The organism is Staphylococcus xylosus (assembly GCF_002732165.1).
Lineage (GTDB): Bacteria > Bacillota > Bacilli > Staphylococcales > Staphylococcaceae > Staphylococcus > Staphylococcus xylosus.
Window position 1 is genome coordinate 23,827 of the sequence record NZ_MRZO01000008.1, and the last position, 15,767, is coordinate 39,593.

The window sequence follows — 15,767 nt, forward strand, 5'->3', positions numbered from 1 at the left end:
AATGTAAAAAATTATGTTCAATAAGTGTGTACTTTTACGTATAAATTAACAATGTATATAAGTTGAAATAGAAAATGGTGTCATAAGTATGCTACCGTTTTCTTTTTGTCTAATTATATTTGGTGATTTACTAAAAGTAAACACGCAATTTTTGAGGGGTGAATCTGTTTGGCAGGTCAATTTGTCCAATATGGAAGACATCGTAAACGTAGAAACTATGCGAGAATTTCAGAGGTATTAGAATTACCGAATTTAATTGAGATTCAAACTAAGTCTTACGATTGGTTCTTAGAAGAAGGTTTATTAGAAATGTTTAGAGACATTTCACCGATTGAAGATTTCACAGGCAATCTATCTTTAGAGTTTGTAGATTATAGACTCGGAGAACCGAAATATGATTTAGAAGAATCAAAAAACCGTGATACAACGTATTCTGCACCTCTACGTGTTAAAGTGCGTTTAATTATCAAAGAAACTGGCGAAGTAAAAGAACAAGAAGTGTTTATGGGCGATTTCCCATTAATGACAGATACAGGCACATTCGTAATTAACGGTGCTGAACGTGTTATCGTATCACAATTAGTTCGTTCACCATCCGTATACTTCAATGAAAAACTAGATAAAAACGGCCGTACAAACTTTGACGCAACAATTATTCCAAACCGTGGTGCATGGTTAGAATATGAAACTGATGCTAAAGATGTTGTATATGTACGTATTGATAGAACTAGAAAGTTACCATTAACAGTATTATTACGTGCTTTAGGTTTCTCAACTGATCAAGAAATTGTTGATCTTTTAGGTGATAATGAATATTTACGTAATACGTTAGAAAAAGATGGTACAGAAAACACAGATCAAGCGCTATTAGAAATCTATGAGCGTTTGCGCCCTGGTGAACCACCTACAGTTGAAAATGCTAAGAGTCTTTTATACTCACGTTTCTTCGATCCGAAACGTTATGACTTAGCAAGTGTAGGTCGTTATAAAGCAAACAAAAAACTTCATTTAAAACATCGCTTATTTAATCAAAAATTAGCTGAACCAATTGTTAATTCTGAAACAGGTGAAATTGTAGCTGAAGAAGGTACTGTACTTGATCGTCGTAATTTAGATGAAATCATGGACGTATTAGAATCAAATGCTAACAGTGAAGTCTTTGAATTAGAAGGTACAGTAATTGATGAACCTGTTGAGATTCAATCGATTAAAGTTTATGTCCCTAATGATGAAGAAGGACGTACAACAACAGTGATTGGTAATGCATTCCCTGATTCAGAAGTGAAATGTATTACGCCAGCAGACATTATTTCATCAATGTCATACTTCTTTAACTTATTAAGTGGTATTGGTTTCACAGATGATATTGACCACCTTGGTAACCGTCGTCTACGTTCAGTAGGTGAATTGTTACAAAATCAATTCCGTATTGGTTTATCAAGAATGGAGCGTGTGGTACGTGAAAGAATGTCTATTCAAGACACAGATTCTGTAACGCCACAACAATTAATCAATATACGTCCTGTTATTGCATCTATTAAAGAATTCTTTGGTAGTTCACAATTATCACAATTCATGGACCAAGCTAACCCATTAGCAGAGTTAACGCACAAACGTCGTTTATCTGCTCTAGGACCTGGTGGTTTAACACGTGAACGTGCTCAAATGGAAGTACGTGACGTTCACTATTCTCACTATGGCCGTATGTGTCCAATCGAAACGCCTGAAGGTCCAAACATTGGACTTATCAACTCATTGTCTAGTTATGCACGTGTGAATGAATTTGGTTTCATTGAAACACCTTATCGTAAAGTAGACCTTGAAACAAACAGCATTACTGAGCAAATCGATTACTTAACAGCTGATGAAGAGGATAGTTATGTGGTAGCACAAGCCAACTCTAAATTAGATGAAAATGGTCGTTTCTTAGATGATGAAGTTGTTTGTCGTTTCCGTGGTAATAACACAGTTATGGCTAAAGAAAAAATGGATTACATGGACGTTTCACCAAAACAAGTTGTTTCTGCTGCGACAGCATGTATTCCTTTCTTAGAAAATGATGACTCTAACCGTGCATTGATGGGTGCAAACATGCAACGTCAAGCAGTGCCATTGATGAACCCTGAATCACCATTTGTTGGTACAGGTATGGAGCACGTGGCAGCACGTGACTCAGGTGCGGCAATTGTTGCAAAACGTAAAGGCCGTGTTGAGCACGTTGAATCTAATGAAGTTCTTGTTCGTCAACTTATTGAGGAAGATGGTCAAGAATACGAAGGCGAATTAGATCGCTATCCATTAGCTAAGTTCAAACGTTCAAACACTGGTACATGTTATAACCAAAGACCTATCGTTTCTCCTGGTGACGTAGTGACAAGAGGCGAAATTTTAGCTGATGGTCCTTCTATGGAACTTGGTGAAATGGCATTAGGTAGAAACGTAGTTGTTGGTTTCATGACTTGGGACGGTTACAACTATGAGGATGCCGTGATTATGAGTGAACGCCTAGTTAAAGATGACGTATATACTTCTATTCATATTGAAGAGTATGAATCAGAAGCACGTGATACTAAACTAGGGCCTGAAGAAATCACACGTGATATTCCAAACGTTTCAGATAGTGCGCTTAAAAACTTAGATGACCGTGGTATTGTATACGTCGGCGCTGAGGTTAATGATGGAGATATCTTAGTAGGTAAAGTAACGCCTAAAGGTGTAACAGAATTAACTGCAGAAGAACGTTTATTACACGCAATCTTTGGTGAAAAAGCACGTGAAGTTCGCGATACATCATTACGCGTACCTCATGGTGCAGGTGGTATTGTTCTAGATGTTAAAGTCTTTAACCGTGAAGAAGGAGATGATACGTTATCTCCAGGTGTTAACCAATTAGTTCGTGTTTATATCGTTCAAAAACGTAAAATCCACGTAGGAGATAAGATGTGTGGTCGTCATGGTAACAAGGGTGTAATTTCAAAACTTGTTCCTGAAGAAGACATGCCGTATCTACCAGACGGTACACCGATTGATATCATGTTAAACCCTCTAGGTGTACCATCACGTATGAATATCGGACAAGTATTAGAGCTACACTTAGGTATGGCTGCTAAAAACTTAGGTATCCATGTTGCATCACCAGTATTTGATGGTGCGAGTGATGAAGACGTATGGTCAACAATTGAAGAAGCTGGTATGGCTCGTGACGGTAAAACCGTATTATACGATGGTCGTACTGGTGAACCATTCGATAACAGAATTTCAGTCGGCGTAATGTACATGTTGAAACTAGCACACATGGTTGACGATAAATTACATGCGCGTTCAACTGGACCATACTCATTAGTAACGCAACAACCGCTTGGTGGTAAAGCACAATTCGGTGGACAACGTTTCGGTGAGATGGAAGTATGGGCACTTGAAGCATACGGTGCTGCATATACACTTCAAGAAATTTTAACTTATAAATCAGATGACACAGTAGGTCGTGTTAAGACATACGAATCTATTGTTAAAGGTGAAAACATCACTAAACCTGGTGTTCCAGAATCATTCCGAGTATTGATGAAAGAATTACAAAGTTTAGGTCTAGACGTTAAAATCATGGACGAGCATGACAATGAAATTGACATGCAAGACAATGAAGATGATGATGTCGTTGAGCGTAAAGTGGATCTTCAACAAAAAGATGCACCGCAATCACAAAAAGAAGTTACAGACTAATTGCATTTAAGTTTATAAACGAATAAGCCTTGTAGAGATAAAGTTCAATAATGGACTAAGTCTCTACATTGGTTATTCTATTATTGATATAGAGCAATCAATCAATTTGCACAGCTAATCTAAATTGAAGGAGGTAGGCTCCTTGATTGATGTAAATAATTTCCATTATATGAAAATAGGACTTGCTTCACCCGAAAAAATCCGTTCATGGTCTTTTGGTGAGGTTAAAAAGCCAGAAACAATTAACTATCGTACTTTAAAACCAGAAAAAGATGGTCTATTCTGTGAAAGAATATTTGGACCTACGAAAGACTGGGAATGTAGTTGTGGTAAATACAAACGCGTACGCTATAAGGGTATGGTTTGTGACAGATGTGGCGTAGAAGTGACTAAATCTAAAGTGCGCCGTGAAAGAATGGGGCATATTGAATTAGCTGCACCTGTATCTCACATTTGGTACTTCAAAGGTATTCCAAGTCGTATGGGTCTATTATTAGACATGTCACCAAGAGCGTTAGAAGAAGTTATTTACTTTGCTTCATACGTTGTTGTAAATCCAGGTCCAACTGGTTTAGAGAAAAAGACATTGTTATCTGAAGCAGAATTTAGAGAGTACTACGATAAATTCCCAGGCAAATTTACTGCTAAAATGGGTGCTGAAGGTATTAAAGAATTACTTGAAGAAATAGACTTAGATGCTGAACTTAAACATTTACGTGATGAGTTAGAATCAGCTACTGGTCAAAGACTTACACGTGCGATTAAACGTTTAGAAGTTGTTGAATCATTTAGACATTCTGGTAATAATCCAGCTTGGATGATTTTAGACGTACTTCCTATTATTCCACCTGAAATCAGACCAATGGTTCAATTAGATGGTGGCCGTTTCGCAACAAGTGATTTAAATGATTTGTATCGTCGTGTTATCAACCGTAATAACCGTTTAAAACGTTTGTTAGACTTAGGTGCTCCTGGCATCATCGTTCAAAACGAAAAACGTATGTTACAAGAAGCTGTTGATGCACTTATTGATAATGGTCGTCGTGGCCGTCCAGTTACTGGACCAGGTAACCGCCCATTAAAATCACTTTCACATATGTTAAAAGGTAAACAAGGTCGTTTCCGTCAAAACTTATTAGGTAAACGTGTTGACTACTCAGGTCGTTCAGTTATTGCAGTTGGACCAAGCTTGAAGATGTATCAATGTGGTCTGCCTAAAGAAATGGCACTTGAGTTGTTCAAACCATTCATAATGAAAGAATTAGTACAACGTGAAATTGCAACAAACATTAAAAATGCGAAAAGTAAAATTGAGCGTATGGATGACGAAGTATGGGACGTATTAGAAGACGTAATTAAAGAACATCCAGTTCTTTTAAACCGTGCACCTACACTTCACAGACTGGGTATCCAAGCATTCGAACCTACATTAGTTGAAGGTCGTGCGATTCGTTTACATCCACTTGCTACAACAGCTTACAACGCTGACTTTGATGGTGACCAAATGGCTGTTCACGTACCATTATCTAAAGAAGCACAAGCTGAAGCGCGTATGTTAATGTTAGCTGCGCAAAACATCTTGAACCCTAAAGATGGTAAACCAGTTGTTACGCCATCACAAGATATGGTATTAGGTAACTATTACCTAACTCTTGAGCGTAAAGATGCTGTGAATACTGGTACGATTTACAATGATACAAATGAAGTACTCAAAGCTTATGCAAATGGTTATGTTCACTTGCATACACGTATTGGTGTACATGCATCATCATTCAACAATCCAACATTTACTGAAGAGCAAAACAAAAAAATCTTGCTAACTTCTGTTGGTAAAGTAATATTCAATGAAATCATTCCAGATTCATTTGCATATATTAATGAACCAACACAAACGAATTTAGAAAATAAAACGCCGGAAAGATACTTCATTGCGCCAACTGAAATTGGTGAAGGTGGATTAAAAGCTTACTTTGATGAGCAAGAATTAATCAAACCATTCAATAAGAATTTCTTAGGAAATGTTATTGCTGAAGTATTTAACCGTTTCAGCATCACTGATACGTCAATGATGTTAGATAGAATGAAAGACTTAGGATTCAAGTTCTCATCTAAAGCAGGTATTACTGTTGGTGTATCTGATATCGTGGTATTACCAGATAAACAAGATATCCTTGATGAACATGAAAAATTAGTTGATAAAGTAACGAAACAATTCAATCGTGGTTTAATCACTGATTTTGAACGTTACAATGCTGTAATTGAAATTTGGACTGATGCAAAAGACCAAATTCAAAACGAACTAATGGGATCACTCGAAGAAACAAACCCAATCTTCATGATGAGTGACTCTGGTGCCCGTGGTAACGCATCTAACTTTACACAGTTGGCTGGTATGCGTGGACTTATGGCCGCGCCATCTGGTGAGATTATTGAATTACCAATCACTTCATCATTCCGTGAAGGTTTAACGGTATTAGAATACTTCATCTCTACTCATGGTGCGCGTAAAGGTCTTGCCGATACAGCGCTTAAGACTGCCGATTCAGGTTACCTTACACGTCGTCTTGTTGATGTGGCTCAAGATGTTATCGTCCGTGAAGAAGATTGTGGTACTGACCGTGGCTTACTTGTTTCTGATATCAAAGAAGGTACAGAAATGATTGAACCATTCATCGAACGTATTGAAGGTCGTTATTCTAAAGAAACAATCCGTCATCCAGAAACAGATGAGGTCATTGTTAACCCAGATCAATTAGTTACGCCAGAAATCGCTAAGAAAATCACAGATGCAGGTATAGAGGAAATGTATATCCGTTCAGCATTTACATGTAATACACGTCATGGTGTATGTGAAAAATGTTACGGTAAAAACCTTGCGACTGGTGAAAAAGTTGAAGTTGGTGAAGCAGTTGGTACAATTGCTGCCCAATCAATTGGTGAACCAGGTACACAGCTTACAATGCGTACATTCCATACAGGTGGTGTAGCAGGTAGCGATATCACACAAGGTCTTCCTCGTATCCAAGAAATTTTCGAAGCACGTAATCCTAAAGGTCAAGCCGTGATTACTGAAATCGAAGGTGTCGTTGATGACATCAAACTTGCTAAAGACCGTCAACAAGAAATCGTAATAAAAGGTGCTAACGAAACGAAATCTTATCTAGCTTCTGGTACTTCAAGATTGAAAGTAGAAGTTGGACAAGGTGTTGAACGTGGAGAAGTACTTACTGAAGGTTCAATCGAACCTAAGAATTATTTATCTGTATCAGGTTTAAATGCTACAGAAAGCTATCTATTAAAAGAAGTTCAAAAAGTTTACCGTATGCAAGGTGTAGAAATCGACGATAAACACGTTGAAGTTATGGTAAGACAAATGCTACGTAAAGTACGTATCATTGAAGCAGGAGATACTAAGTTATTACCTGGTTCATTAGTAGATATTCATAGCTTTACTGATGCTAACCGTGAAGCGTTTAAAGAACGTAAACGTCCTGCAACAGCTAAACCTGTCTTACTAGGTATTACGAAAGCTTCTCTTGAAACTGAAAGCTTCTTATCAGCGGCTTCATTCCAAGAAACAACTCGTGTACTTACAGATGCAGCAATCAAAGGTAAACGTGATAACTTACTCGGACTTAAAGAGAACGTTATTATCGGTAAATTGATTCCAGCTGGTACTGGTATGAGACGTTATAGAGACGTTGAATACAACAAAGCAACACCAGATACTGAAATTGTTGAAGAAGTTCAAACTACTGAAATATAATATTTAGTATTTAATAAGCTAAGAGTCCGAGGTGTTAATTGATATCTCGGGCTCTTTAATATTATTGACCATAGAAGTAGAGCAATGAAACCATATTTAAAATTGTGGTCTCTATCCGACTTCTGAAGTTCAAAAAATTTTTATTGAAAAGTTCGAATAAAAGTTGACTCAGTAGTATTGAAAGTGTTATTATTATTAAGGTTGATGCAAGCAGAACTTTGGAGGATATTTTGATGTCTAATGAAAAAGTTGCACGCTTTAACAAACAACATCATGTCATTGGTCTTAAACAAACGCTCAAAGCTTTGAATAAAGATCAAGTTACATCATTGATTATTGCTGAAGACGTTGAGATTCATCTTATGACTCGCGTGTTAAGCCAAATCAATCACAAACACATGCCTGTCTCATTTTTCAAAAGCAAAAAAGCTTTAGGAGAATATGTAGGTATAAATGTTAGTGCAACTATTGTTGCATTAGTAAAATGAGATTAGTAAGAATCATTCTTACTAAATTTTATTTACCCTTAAAATGAACCACCTGGATGTGTGGGATTATAAAAGAAGAGAGGAGGAACATTCAATGCCAACTATTAACCAATTGGTACGTAAACCTAGACAAAGTAAATCTAAAAAATCTGATTCACCAGCATTAAATAGAAACTTTAACAGTAAAAAGAAAAAATTTACTGACTTAAATTCTCCACAAAAACGTGGTGTTTGTACTCGTGTAGGAACAATGACACCTAAAAAACCTAACTCCGCGTTACGTAAATATGCTCGTGTTCGTTTGTCTAACAACATTGAAATCAATGCGTACATTCCTGGTATCGGACATAACTTACAAGAACACAGTGTTGTACTTGTACGTGGTGGACGTGTAAAAGACTTACCTGGTGTGCGTTACCATATTGTACGTGGTGCACTTGATACTTCAGGTGTTGATGGACGTAGACAAGGCCGTTCATTATACGGAACTAAAAAACCTAAAAAATAAGTTTAAGATTGCGTAAATTTTCGCTATAAACTAAAGAATTATATTATAATCGGAAGGGAGGATTTATATTATGCCTCGTAAAGGATCAGTACCAAAAAGAGACGTATTACCAGATCCAATTCACAACTCTAAATTAGTTACAAAATTGATTAACAAAATTATGTTAGACGGTAAACGTGGAACAGCACAAAGAATTCTTTATTCTGCATTCGACTTAGTTAAAGAACGTAGTGGTCGTGAAGCAGTTGAAGTATTTGAAGAAGCTATCGATAACATTATGCCAGTATTAGAGGTTAAAGCTCGCCGTGTTGGTGGCTCTAACTATCAAGTACCAGTAGAAGTTCGTCCAGAACGTCGTACTACATTAGGTCTTCGTTGGTTAGTTAACTATTCACGTCTTCGTGGTGAAAAAACTATGGAAGAACGTTTAGCTAACGAAATCTTAGATGCTGCTAACAACACTGGTGGCGCAGTTAAGAAACGTGAAGACACACACAAAATGGCTGAAGCTAACAAAGCATTCGCTCACTACCGTTGGTAGGATAGTAGCTGTTTCCCTGAACATGTTCCATATTGATAGATTACTATCGCAGGTACGTGTTTAGGGCATCGCCATATTTATAGTATTTATTCGCAGTTATACTGGAAGGAGAAAAATACATGGCTAGAGATTTTAGTTTAGATAGAACACGTAATATCGGTATCATGGCTCACATCGATGCTGGTAAAACAACTACGACTGAACGTATTCTTTACTATACTGGACGTATCCATAAAATTGGTGAAACACACGAAGGTGCTTCACAAATGGACTGGATGGAACAGGAGCAAGATCGTGGTATCACTATCACATCTGCCGCAACAACAGCACAGTGGGATGACCACCGTGTAAACATCATCGATACACCTGGACACGTAGACTTCACTGTAGAAGTTGAACGTTCATTACGTGTACTTGATGGTGCAGTAACAGTACTAGACGCTCAATCAGGTGTTGAACCTCAAACTGAAACAGTTTGGCGCCAGGCAACAACTTATAGCGTACCTCGTATTGTTTTCGTAAACAAAATGGACAAATTAGGAGCTAACTTCGAATACGCAGTAAGCACTATCCATGACCGTTTACAAGCAAACGCACAACCAATCCAATTACCAATTGGTGCGGAAGACGAATTTGAAGCAATCATCGACTTAGTTGAAATGAAATGTTTCAAATACAACAATGACTTAGGAACTGAAATTGAAGAAATTGAAATTCCTGAAGATCATAAAGAAAGAGCTGAAGAAGCTCGTTCAACATTAATTGAAGCAGTAGCTGAAACTAATGATGAATTAATGGAAAAATATCTTGCTGATGAAGAGATTTCTGTCTCTGAATTAAAAGATGCTATCCGTGAAGCTACAAACAACATTGAATTCTATCCAGTTCTTGTTGGTACAGCTTTCAAAAACAAAGGTGTTCAATTAATGCTTAACGCAGTAATTGATTACTTACCATCACCGTTAGACGTAAAACCAATCGTTGGTCACCGTGCTGACAACCCAGAAGAAGAAGTTATCGCAAAAGCTGATGACAATGCTGAGTTCGCTGCTTTAGCGTTCAAAGTAATGACTGACCCTTATGTTGGTAAATTAACATTCTTCCGTGTTTACTCAGGTACGTTAACATCAGGTTCATACGTTAAAAACTCTACGAAGAACAAACGTGAACGTGTAGGTCGTTTACTACAAATGCACGCTAACTCTCGTCAAGAGTTAAACACAGTATATTCAGGAGATATCGCAGCTGCGGTAGGTCTTAAAGATACTGGTACTGGTGATACTTTATGTGGTGAGAAGAATGACATTATCTTGGAATCTATGGATTTCCCAGAACCAGTTATTCACTTATCAGTTGAACCTAAATCTAAAGCAGACCAAGACAAAATGACTACAGCTTTAGTTAAGTTACAAGAAGAAGATCCAACATTCCATGCACACACAGACGATGAAACTGGACAAGTTATTATCGGTGGTATGGGTGAACTTCACTTAGATATCTTAGTAGACCGTATGAAGAAAGAATTTAACGTTGAATGTAACGTTGGTGCTCCAATGGTTTCATACCGTGAAACATTTAAAGCTTCAGCTCAAGTTCAAGGTAAATTTGCTCGTCAATCAGGTGGTCGTGGTCAATATGGTGACGTTAAAATTGAATTCACACCTAATGAAACAGGTGGCGGTTTCGAATTCGAAAACGCTATCGTTGGTGGTGTAGTTCCTCGTGAATACATTCCATCAGTTGAAGCAGGTCTTAAAGATTCAATGGAAAACGGTGTACTAGCTGGTTATCCTTTAATTGATGTTAAAGCTAAATTATTTGATGGTTCATACCATGATGTCGATTCATCTGAAATGGCCTTCAAAATTGCCGCATCATTAGCGCTTAAAGAAGCTGCTAAAAAATGTGATCCAGTTATCTTAGAACCAATGATGAAAGTTACAATTGAAATGCCTGAAGAGTACATGGGTGACATCATGGGTGACGTAACATCTCGTCGTGGACGTGTTGATGGTATGGAACCTCGTGGTAATGCACAAGTTGTAAATGCTTTTGTACCACTTTCAGAAATGTTCGGTTATGCAACTTCATTACGTTCTAACACTCAAGGTCGTGGTACTTATACAATGTACTTTGATCACTATGCTGAAGTTCCAAAATCAATTGCTGAAGAAATTGTTAAGAAAAACAGTGGCAATAAAGCCGAATAATTAAACTTGTTTTGTGCGACAACTGTCTGTACAATACACATAAAGCTTAATTAAGTAGCTTATTGTTTTATCAATTGATTTTTTGGGAAAAATGCATTATAAAGGTACTGTATGGTCCTTTATTTCCAAATTACAACCCATCTTCTCATGATGGTGAGAAACTGTCATGAGAGATAAATTAAAAATAATTTTCTAACGAATAGGAGAGATTTTATAATGGCTAAAGAAAAATTTGACCGCTCAAAAGAACATGCCAATATTGGTACTATTGGTCACGTTGACCATGGTAAAACTACTTTAACAGCTGCTATCGCAACTGTATTAGCAAAAAATGGTGACTCTGTAGCACAATCATATGACATGATTGACAACGCTCCAGAAGAAAAAGAACGTGGTATTACTATTAATACTTCTCACATTGAGTACACTACTGAAAAACGTCACTATGCGCACGTTGACTGCCCAGGTCACGCTGACTATGTTAAAAACATGATCACTGGTGCTGCACAAATGGACGGAGCTATCTTAGTAGTATCTGCTGCTGATGGCCCAATGCCACAAACTCGTGAGCACATTCTTTTATCACGTAACGTTGGTGTTCCAGCATTAGTTGTATTCTTAAACAAAGTTGACATGGTTGACGATGAAGAATTATTAGAATTAGTAGAAATGGAAGTTCGTGACTTATTAAGCGAATATGACTTCCCAGGTGACGATGTACCTGTAATCTCTGGTTCAGCATTAAAAGCTCTTGAAGGCGACGCTGACTATGAGCAAAAAATCTTAGACTTAATGCAAGCAGTTGATGATTTCATCCCAACTCCAGAACGTGATTCTGACAAACCATTCATGATGCCAGTTGAGGACGTATTCTCAATCACTGGTCGTGGTACTGTTGCTACAGGCCGTGTTGAACGTGGTCAAATCAAAGTCGGTGAAGAAATCGAAATCATCGGTATGCAAGAAGAGTCAAGCAAAACAACAGTTACTGGTGTAGAAATGTTCCGTAAATTATTAGACTACGCTGAAGCTGGTGACAACATTGGTGCATTATTACGTGGTGTTTCACGTGATGATATCCAACGTGGTCAAGTTTTAGCTGCTCCTGGTACTATTACACCACATACTAAATTCAAAGCTGACGTTTATGTTTTATCAAAAGATGAAGGTGGTCGTCATACACCATTCTTCACTAACTACCGCCCACAATTCTATTTCCGTACTACTGACGTAACAGGTGTTGTTACTTTACCAGAAGGTACTGAAATGGTTATGCCTGGCGATAACGTAGAAATGAACGTTGAATTGATTTCTCCAATCGCTATTGAAGACGGTACTCGTTTCTCTATCCGTGAAGGTGGACGTACTGTTGGATCAGGCGTTGTTACTGTAATCAACGAATAATATAATTTTCTATCTTTGATAGATTTTTTAAAGCCTCCTTCGGGGGCTTTTTTTATGAAAAAGCACAAGGTTCCAGTTGGAATCTTGTGCTTCTTTGTATTATATAAAGGTATACATTTACTTATGCAAATGCATAAGACTGACTAATCCAGTTTTGCTGAATAAGTCAGTCTTTAAAGTCATAAAATGACTAAGGTAAATAGAGGAAAGGCACAAAGCGACAATTTGGTTCTTGTGCCTCTTTTATTATATAAAGGTATACATTTGCTTATGCAAATGCATAAGACTGACTAATTCAGTTTTGCTGAATAAGTCAGTCTTTAAAGTCATAAAATGACTAAGGTAAATAGAGGTTCGCCTGAGCAAAAGCTCATGCATAAAAGCACCTAAGTCATAAAATGACTAAGGTGCTTTAATAATTACTTTTTCGAGTTCTAATATTTTTAAAAATTCGCTTGTTGCGTATTTCATCGCTTGTTCATCAATATTAAAACATGGGCTATGATGTGGATGTATAGCATCAATTTCAGGGTTACCACACCCAGTTAAAAAGAATGCGCCTGGACGTACTTTTAAATAGTGCGAGAAGTCTTCTCCAATCATCATTAGGTCTGATTCATTGAATCTTAAGTTCATGTCATTAGCGGCCTGTTTAACTATTTCATAGTTATCTTGATGGTTGTGTACAGGTAAATATCCTTTAATATAGTCGAAGTCATACGTTATGTCATTAGCCACGGCTAAGCCTTGAAGTAATTTCTCCATTTTAGTCATAACATGAGCTTGAATTTCTGTATCAAATGTACGTACAGTCCCTTTACAAAATGCAGAATCTGGAATAATGTTATCCGCAGAACCTGCTTGTACCATGCCAAAACTAATTACAGCTTGTTTTACAGGGTCAATCGTACGAGAAACAATTTTTTGTGCGCTCATAATGAATTCTGCCATAATTACGACAGGATCTATCGTTTCTTGCGGTTTAGCACCATGTCCACCTTTACCTTGGATTGTAATCCTAAACTCATCAGGAGAAGCCATTAATGCACCAGGACGTGAATAAATAGTACCCGTGGGATATCCAGACCATAAATGATTTCCGTATATCTTATCAACGTCTTGTAGACAGCCATCATCAATCATCTCTTGAGAGCCACCAGGCATAATTTCTTCACCATATTGAAAGATTAATACGACATCACCATTTAAAAAGGATAAGTGATTTTCAATGATTTCTGCAACACCTAATAAAATGGCCGTATGACCATCATGACCACATGCATGCATAACACCAGGATTTTTAGATTTATAGTCTACTTCTGTTAATTCATCTATTGGTAGTGCATCAAAGTCTGCACGAAGCGCAACAGTAGGCCCATCACCATGGCCTTTAAATGTAGCTACGATACCATTACGCCCTACAGGAGTACGAATTTCGCACGATAATTGACTTAATTGATTTAGTATAAAGTCATGTGTGTGATATTCCTCAAATGATAATTCGGGGTATTGGTGGAGGTAACGTCGAACTTGTACCATCCTACTTTCTTTTTGTTGTGCTAGTTGAAACCAATCAAACAACTTCAACCCTTCTTCCTTGAACATTTTTCACTATTATACCACTTAATAATGCACAACTGTAGGTACAATTGATATTTGGTAATTTATGTTGTGAGAGTTGCATTGTGACGTGTGCTTATAATACTTTCCACTTTTATTAAAATAGGTTATGATTAATTTGAAAAACTAAGATAATTCAAAGGGGGACTTGCAGTGGTTCAGTCACTACATGGCTTTTTAGATGAAAATATTCAATATTTGAAAGATAACGGATTATATAATGAAATAGACACAATTGAAGGTGCAAATGGCCCTGAAATTACTATTAACGGGAAAACTTATGTAAATCTATCTTCAAACAACTATTTAGGACTAGCAACAGACGAAGACTTAAAGCAAGCAGCAAAAGATGCAATCGATTCACATGGCGTTGGTGCTGGTGCGGTACGTTCAATCAATGGTACCTTAGACGTGCATGATGAATTAGAACAAACACTTGCAGAATTCAAAGGAACTGAAGCAGCCGTTGCGTATCAATCAGGATTCAATTGTAATATGGCAGCTATTTCAGCGGTTATGAACAAAAATGACGCAATTCTTTCAGATGAATTAAACCATGCTTCTATTATTGATGGTTGCCGTTTATCTAAAGCGAAAATTATTCGTGTAAACCATTCAGATATGGAAGATTTACGAGCAAAAGCGAAAGAAGCTGTAGAATCTGGTCAATATAATAAAGTAATGTATATTACTGATGGCGTATTTAGCATGGACGGTGACGTAGCTAAGTTACCAGAAATCGTAGAAATCGCCGAAGAATTTGGTCTGATTACTTATGTCGATGATGCACATGGTTCAGGCGTAATGGGTAAAGGTGCGGGAACAGTTAAGCACTTCGGATTACAAGATAAGATTGATTTTCAAATTGGTACGTTATCAAAAGCAATAGGTGTTGTGGGTGGTTATGTAGCAGGTACGCAATCTTTAATTGATTGGTTAAAAGCACAATCTAGACCATTTTTATTCTCAACATCATTAGCTCCTGGCGATACAAAAGCGATTACAGAGGCCGTGAAGAAATTAATGGCATCTACAGAATTGCATGATAAACTTTGGGAAAACGGTAATTATTTAAAAGAAGGCTTACAAAAATTAGGTTTTGATATTGGTAACTCAGAATCACCAATTACACCTGTAATTATCGGTGATGAAAAGGAAACACAAGCGTTTAGTAGTCGCTTAAAAGATGAAGGCGTTTATGTGAAATCAATCGTCTTCCCAACAGTTCCTAAAGGTACTGGACGTGTACGTAATATGCCTACAGCAGCTCATACAAAAGAAATGTTAGATCAAGCTTTGGCAGCTTTTGAAAAAGTTGGGAAAGAACTAGGCACAATTAAATAGTAATCGAACAAGCGACATATGGGATATGTGCTTGATTGTATTAATGAAAACAGGCAGTATTCTAGTTGTAGAACTTAGAATGCTGTCTCGTTTTATATTAATATATAATAACCAAATAAATGTAACGATATGAGATTAAGTGGAACACTTGAGCAAAAGCTCATGT

Annotated in this window: 9 protein-coding genes; 8 read left to right on the forward strand and 1 reads right to left on the reverse strand. The window is 37.2% G+C overall.

All coding sequences use genetic code 11. From position 1 onward, the window contains the following. Positions 1–168: 168 nt before the first annotated feature. The 7 genes from rpoB to tuf all read left to right on the forward strand — a co-directional run bounded on the left by rpoB (position 169) and on the right by tuf (position 12,637). Positions 169–3,720: a DNA-directed RNA polymerase subunit beta gene (gene rpoB / locus BTM19_RS11250; RefSeq protein WP_029377929.1), complete on the forward strand. Its 3,552-nt coding sequence runs from the start codon at positions 169–171 to the stop codon at positions 3,718–3,720. A 169-nt stretch (positions 3,721–3,889) separates the two neighbouring features. Then, positions 3,890–7,486 (forward strand): DNA-directed RNA polymerase subunit beta', encoded by a 3,597-nt coding sequence (rpoC, locus tag BTM19_RS11255; protein WP_162471898.1) that lies wholly within the window; start codon positions 3,890–3,892, stop codon positions 7,484–7,486. A 233-nt stretch (positions 7,487–7,719) separates the two neighbouring features. Then, positions 7,720–7,974, forward strand: coding sequence for a ribosomal L7Ae/L30e/S12e/Gadd45 family protein (locus BTM19_RS11260; RefSeq protein ID WP_038677964.1), 255 nt, complete (start codon positions 7,720–7,722; stop codon positions 7,972–7,974). Positions 7,975–8,068: 94 nt separating this feature from the next. Further along, a complete protein-coding gene (rpsL, locus tag BTM19_RS11265) occupies positions 8,069–8,482 on the forward strand; it encodes a 30S ribosomal protein S12 (protein WP_002484156.1) in 414 nt (137 codons plus the stop codon). Positions 8,483–8,552: 70 nt separating this feature from the next. Then, a complete protein-coding gene (gene rpsG / locus BTM19_RS11270) occupies positions 8,553–9,023 on the forward strand; it encodes a 30S ribosomal protein S7 (RefSeq protein ID WP_002484155.1) in 471 nt (156 codons plus the stop codon). Positions 9,024–9,142: 119 nt separating this feature from the next. Further along, complete coding sequence (gene fusA, locus BTM19_RS11275; RefSeq protein ID WP_029377926.1) at positions 9,143–11,233, forward strand: elongation factor G; 2,091 nt, start codon at positions 9,143–9,145, stop codon at positions 11,231–11,233. A gap of 216 nt (positions 11,234–11,449) precedes the next feature. After that, positions 11,450–12,637 carry an elongation factor Tu gene (gene tuf / locus BTM19_RS11280; RefSeq protein ID WP_029377925.1) on the forward strand — a complete coding sequence of 396 codons (1,188 nt, stop codon included), beginning with the start codon at positions 11,450–11,452 and terminating at the stop codon, positions 12,635–12,637. 402 nt (positions 12,638–13,039) lie between these two features. Here tuf and BTM19_RS11285 read toward each other — a convergent pair whose 3' ends face one another. Further along, complete coding sequence (locus BTM19_RS11285; RefSeq protein ID WP_038677967.1) at positions 13,040–14,218, reverse strand: M20 family metallopeptidase; 1,179 nt, start codon at positions 14,216–14,218, stop codon at positions 13,040–13,042. 192 nt (positions 14,219–14,410) lie between these two features. Here BTM19_RS11285 and BTM19_RS11290 point away from each other — a divergent pair, with 192 nt between their 5' ends. After that, positions 14,411–15,601 (forward strand): glycine C-acetyltransferase, encoded by a 1,191-nt coding sequence (locus tag BTM19_RS11290; protein WP_029377923.1) that lies wholly within the window; start codon positions 14,411–14,413, stop codon positions 15,599–15,601. Positions 15,602–15,767: the final 166 nt, after the last annotated feature.

Excerpts from the sequence above, each read along its gene's own strand:
- rpoC (WP_162471898.1), top strand. The coding sequence starts at position 3,890 with ATGAAAATAGGACTTGCTTCACCCGAAAAAATCCGTTCATGGTCTTTT.
- BTM19_RS11260 (WP_038677964.1), top strand. The coding sequence starts at position 7,720 with ATGTCTAATGAAAAAGTTGCACGCTTTAACAAACAACATCATGTCATT.
- rpsL (WP_002484156.1), top strand. The coding sequence starts at position 8,069 with ATGCCAACTATTAACCAATTGGTACGTAAACCTAGACAAAGTAAATCT.
- rpsG (WP_002484155.1), top strand. The coding sequence starts at position 8,553 with ATGCCTCGTAAAGGATCAGTACCAAAAAGAGACGTATTACCAGATCCA.
- fusA (WP_029377926.1), top strand. The coding sequence starts at position 9,143 with ATGGCTAGAGATTTTAGTTTAGATAGAACACGTAATATCGGTATCATG.
- tuf (WP_029377925.1), top strand. The coding sequence starts at position 11,450 with ATGGCTAAAGAAAAATTTGACCGCTCAAAAGAACATGCCAATATTGGT.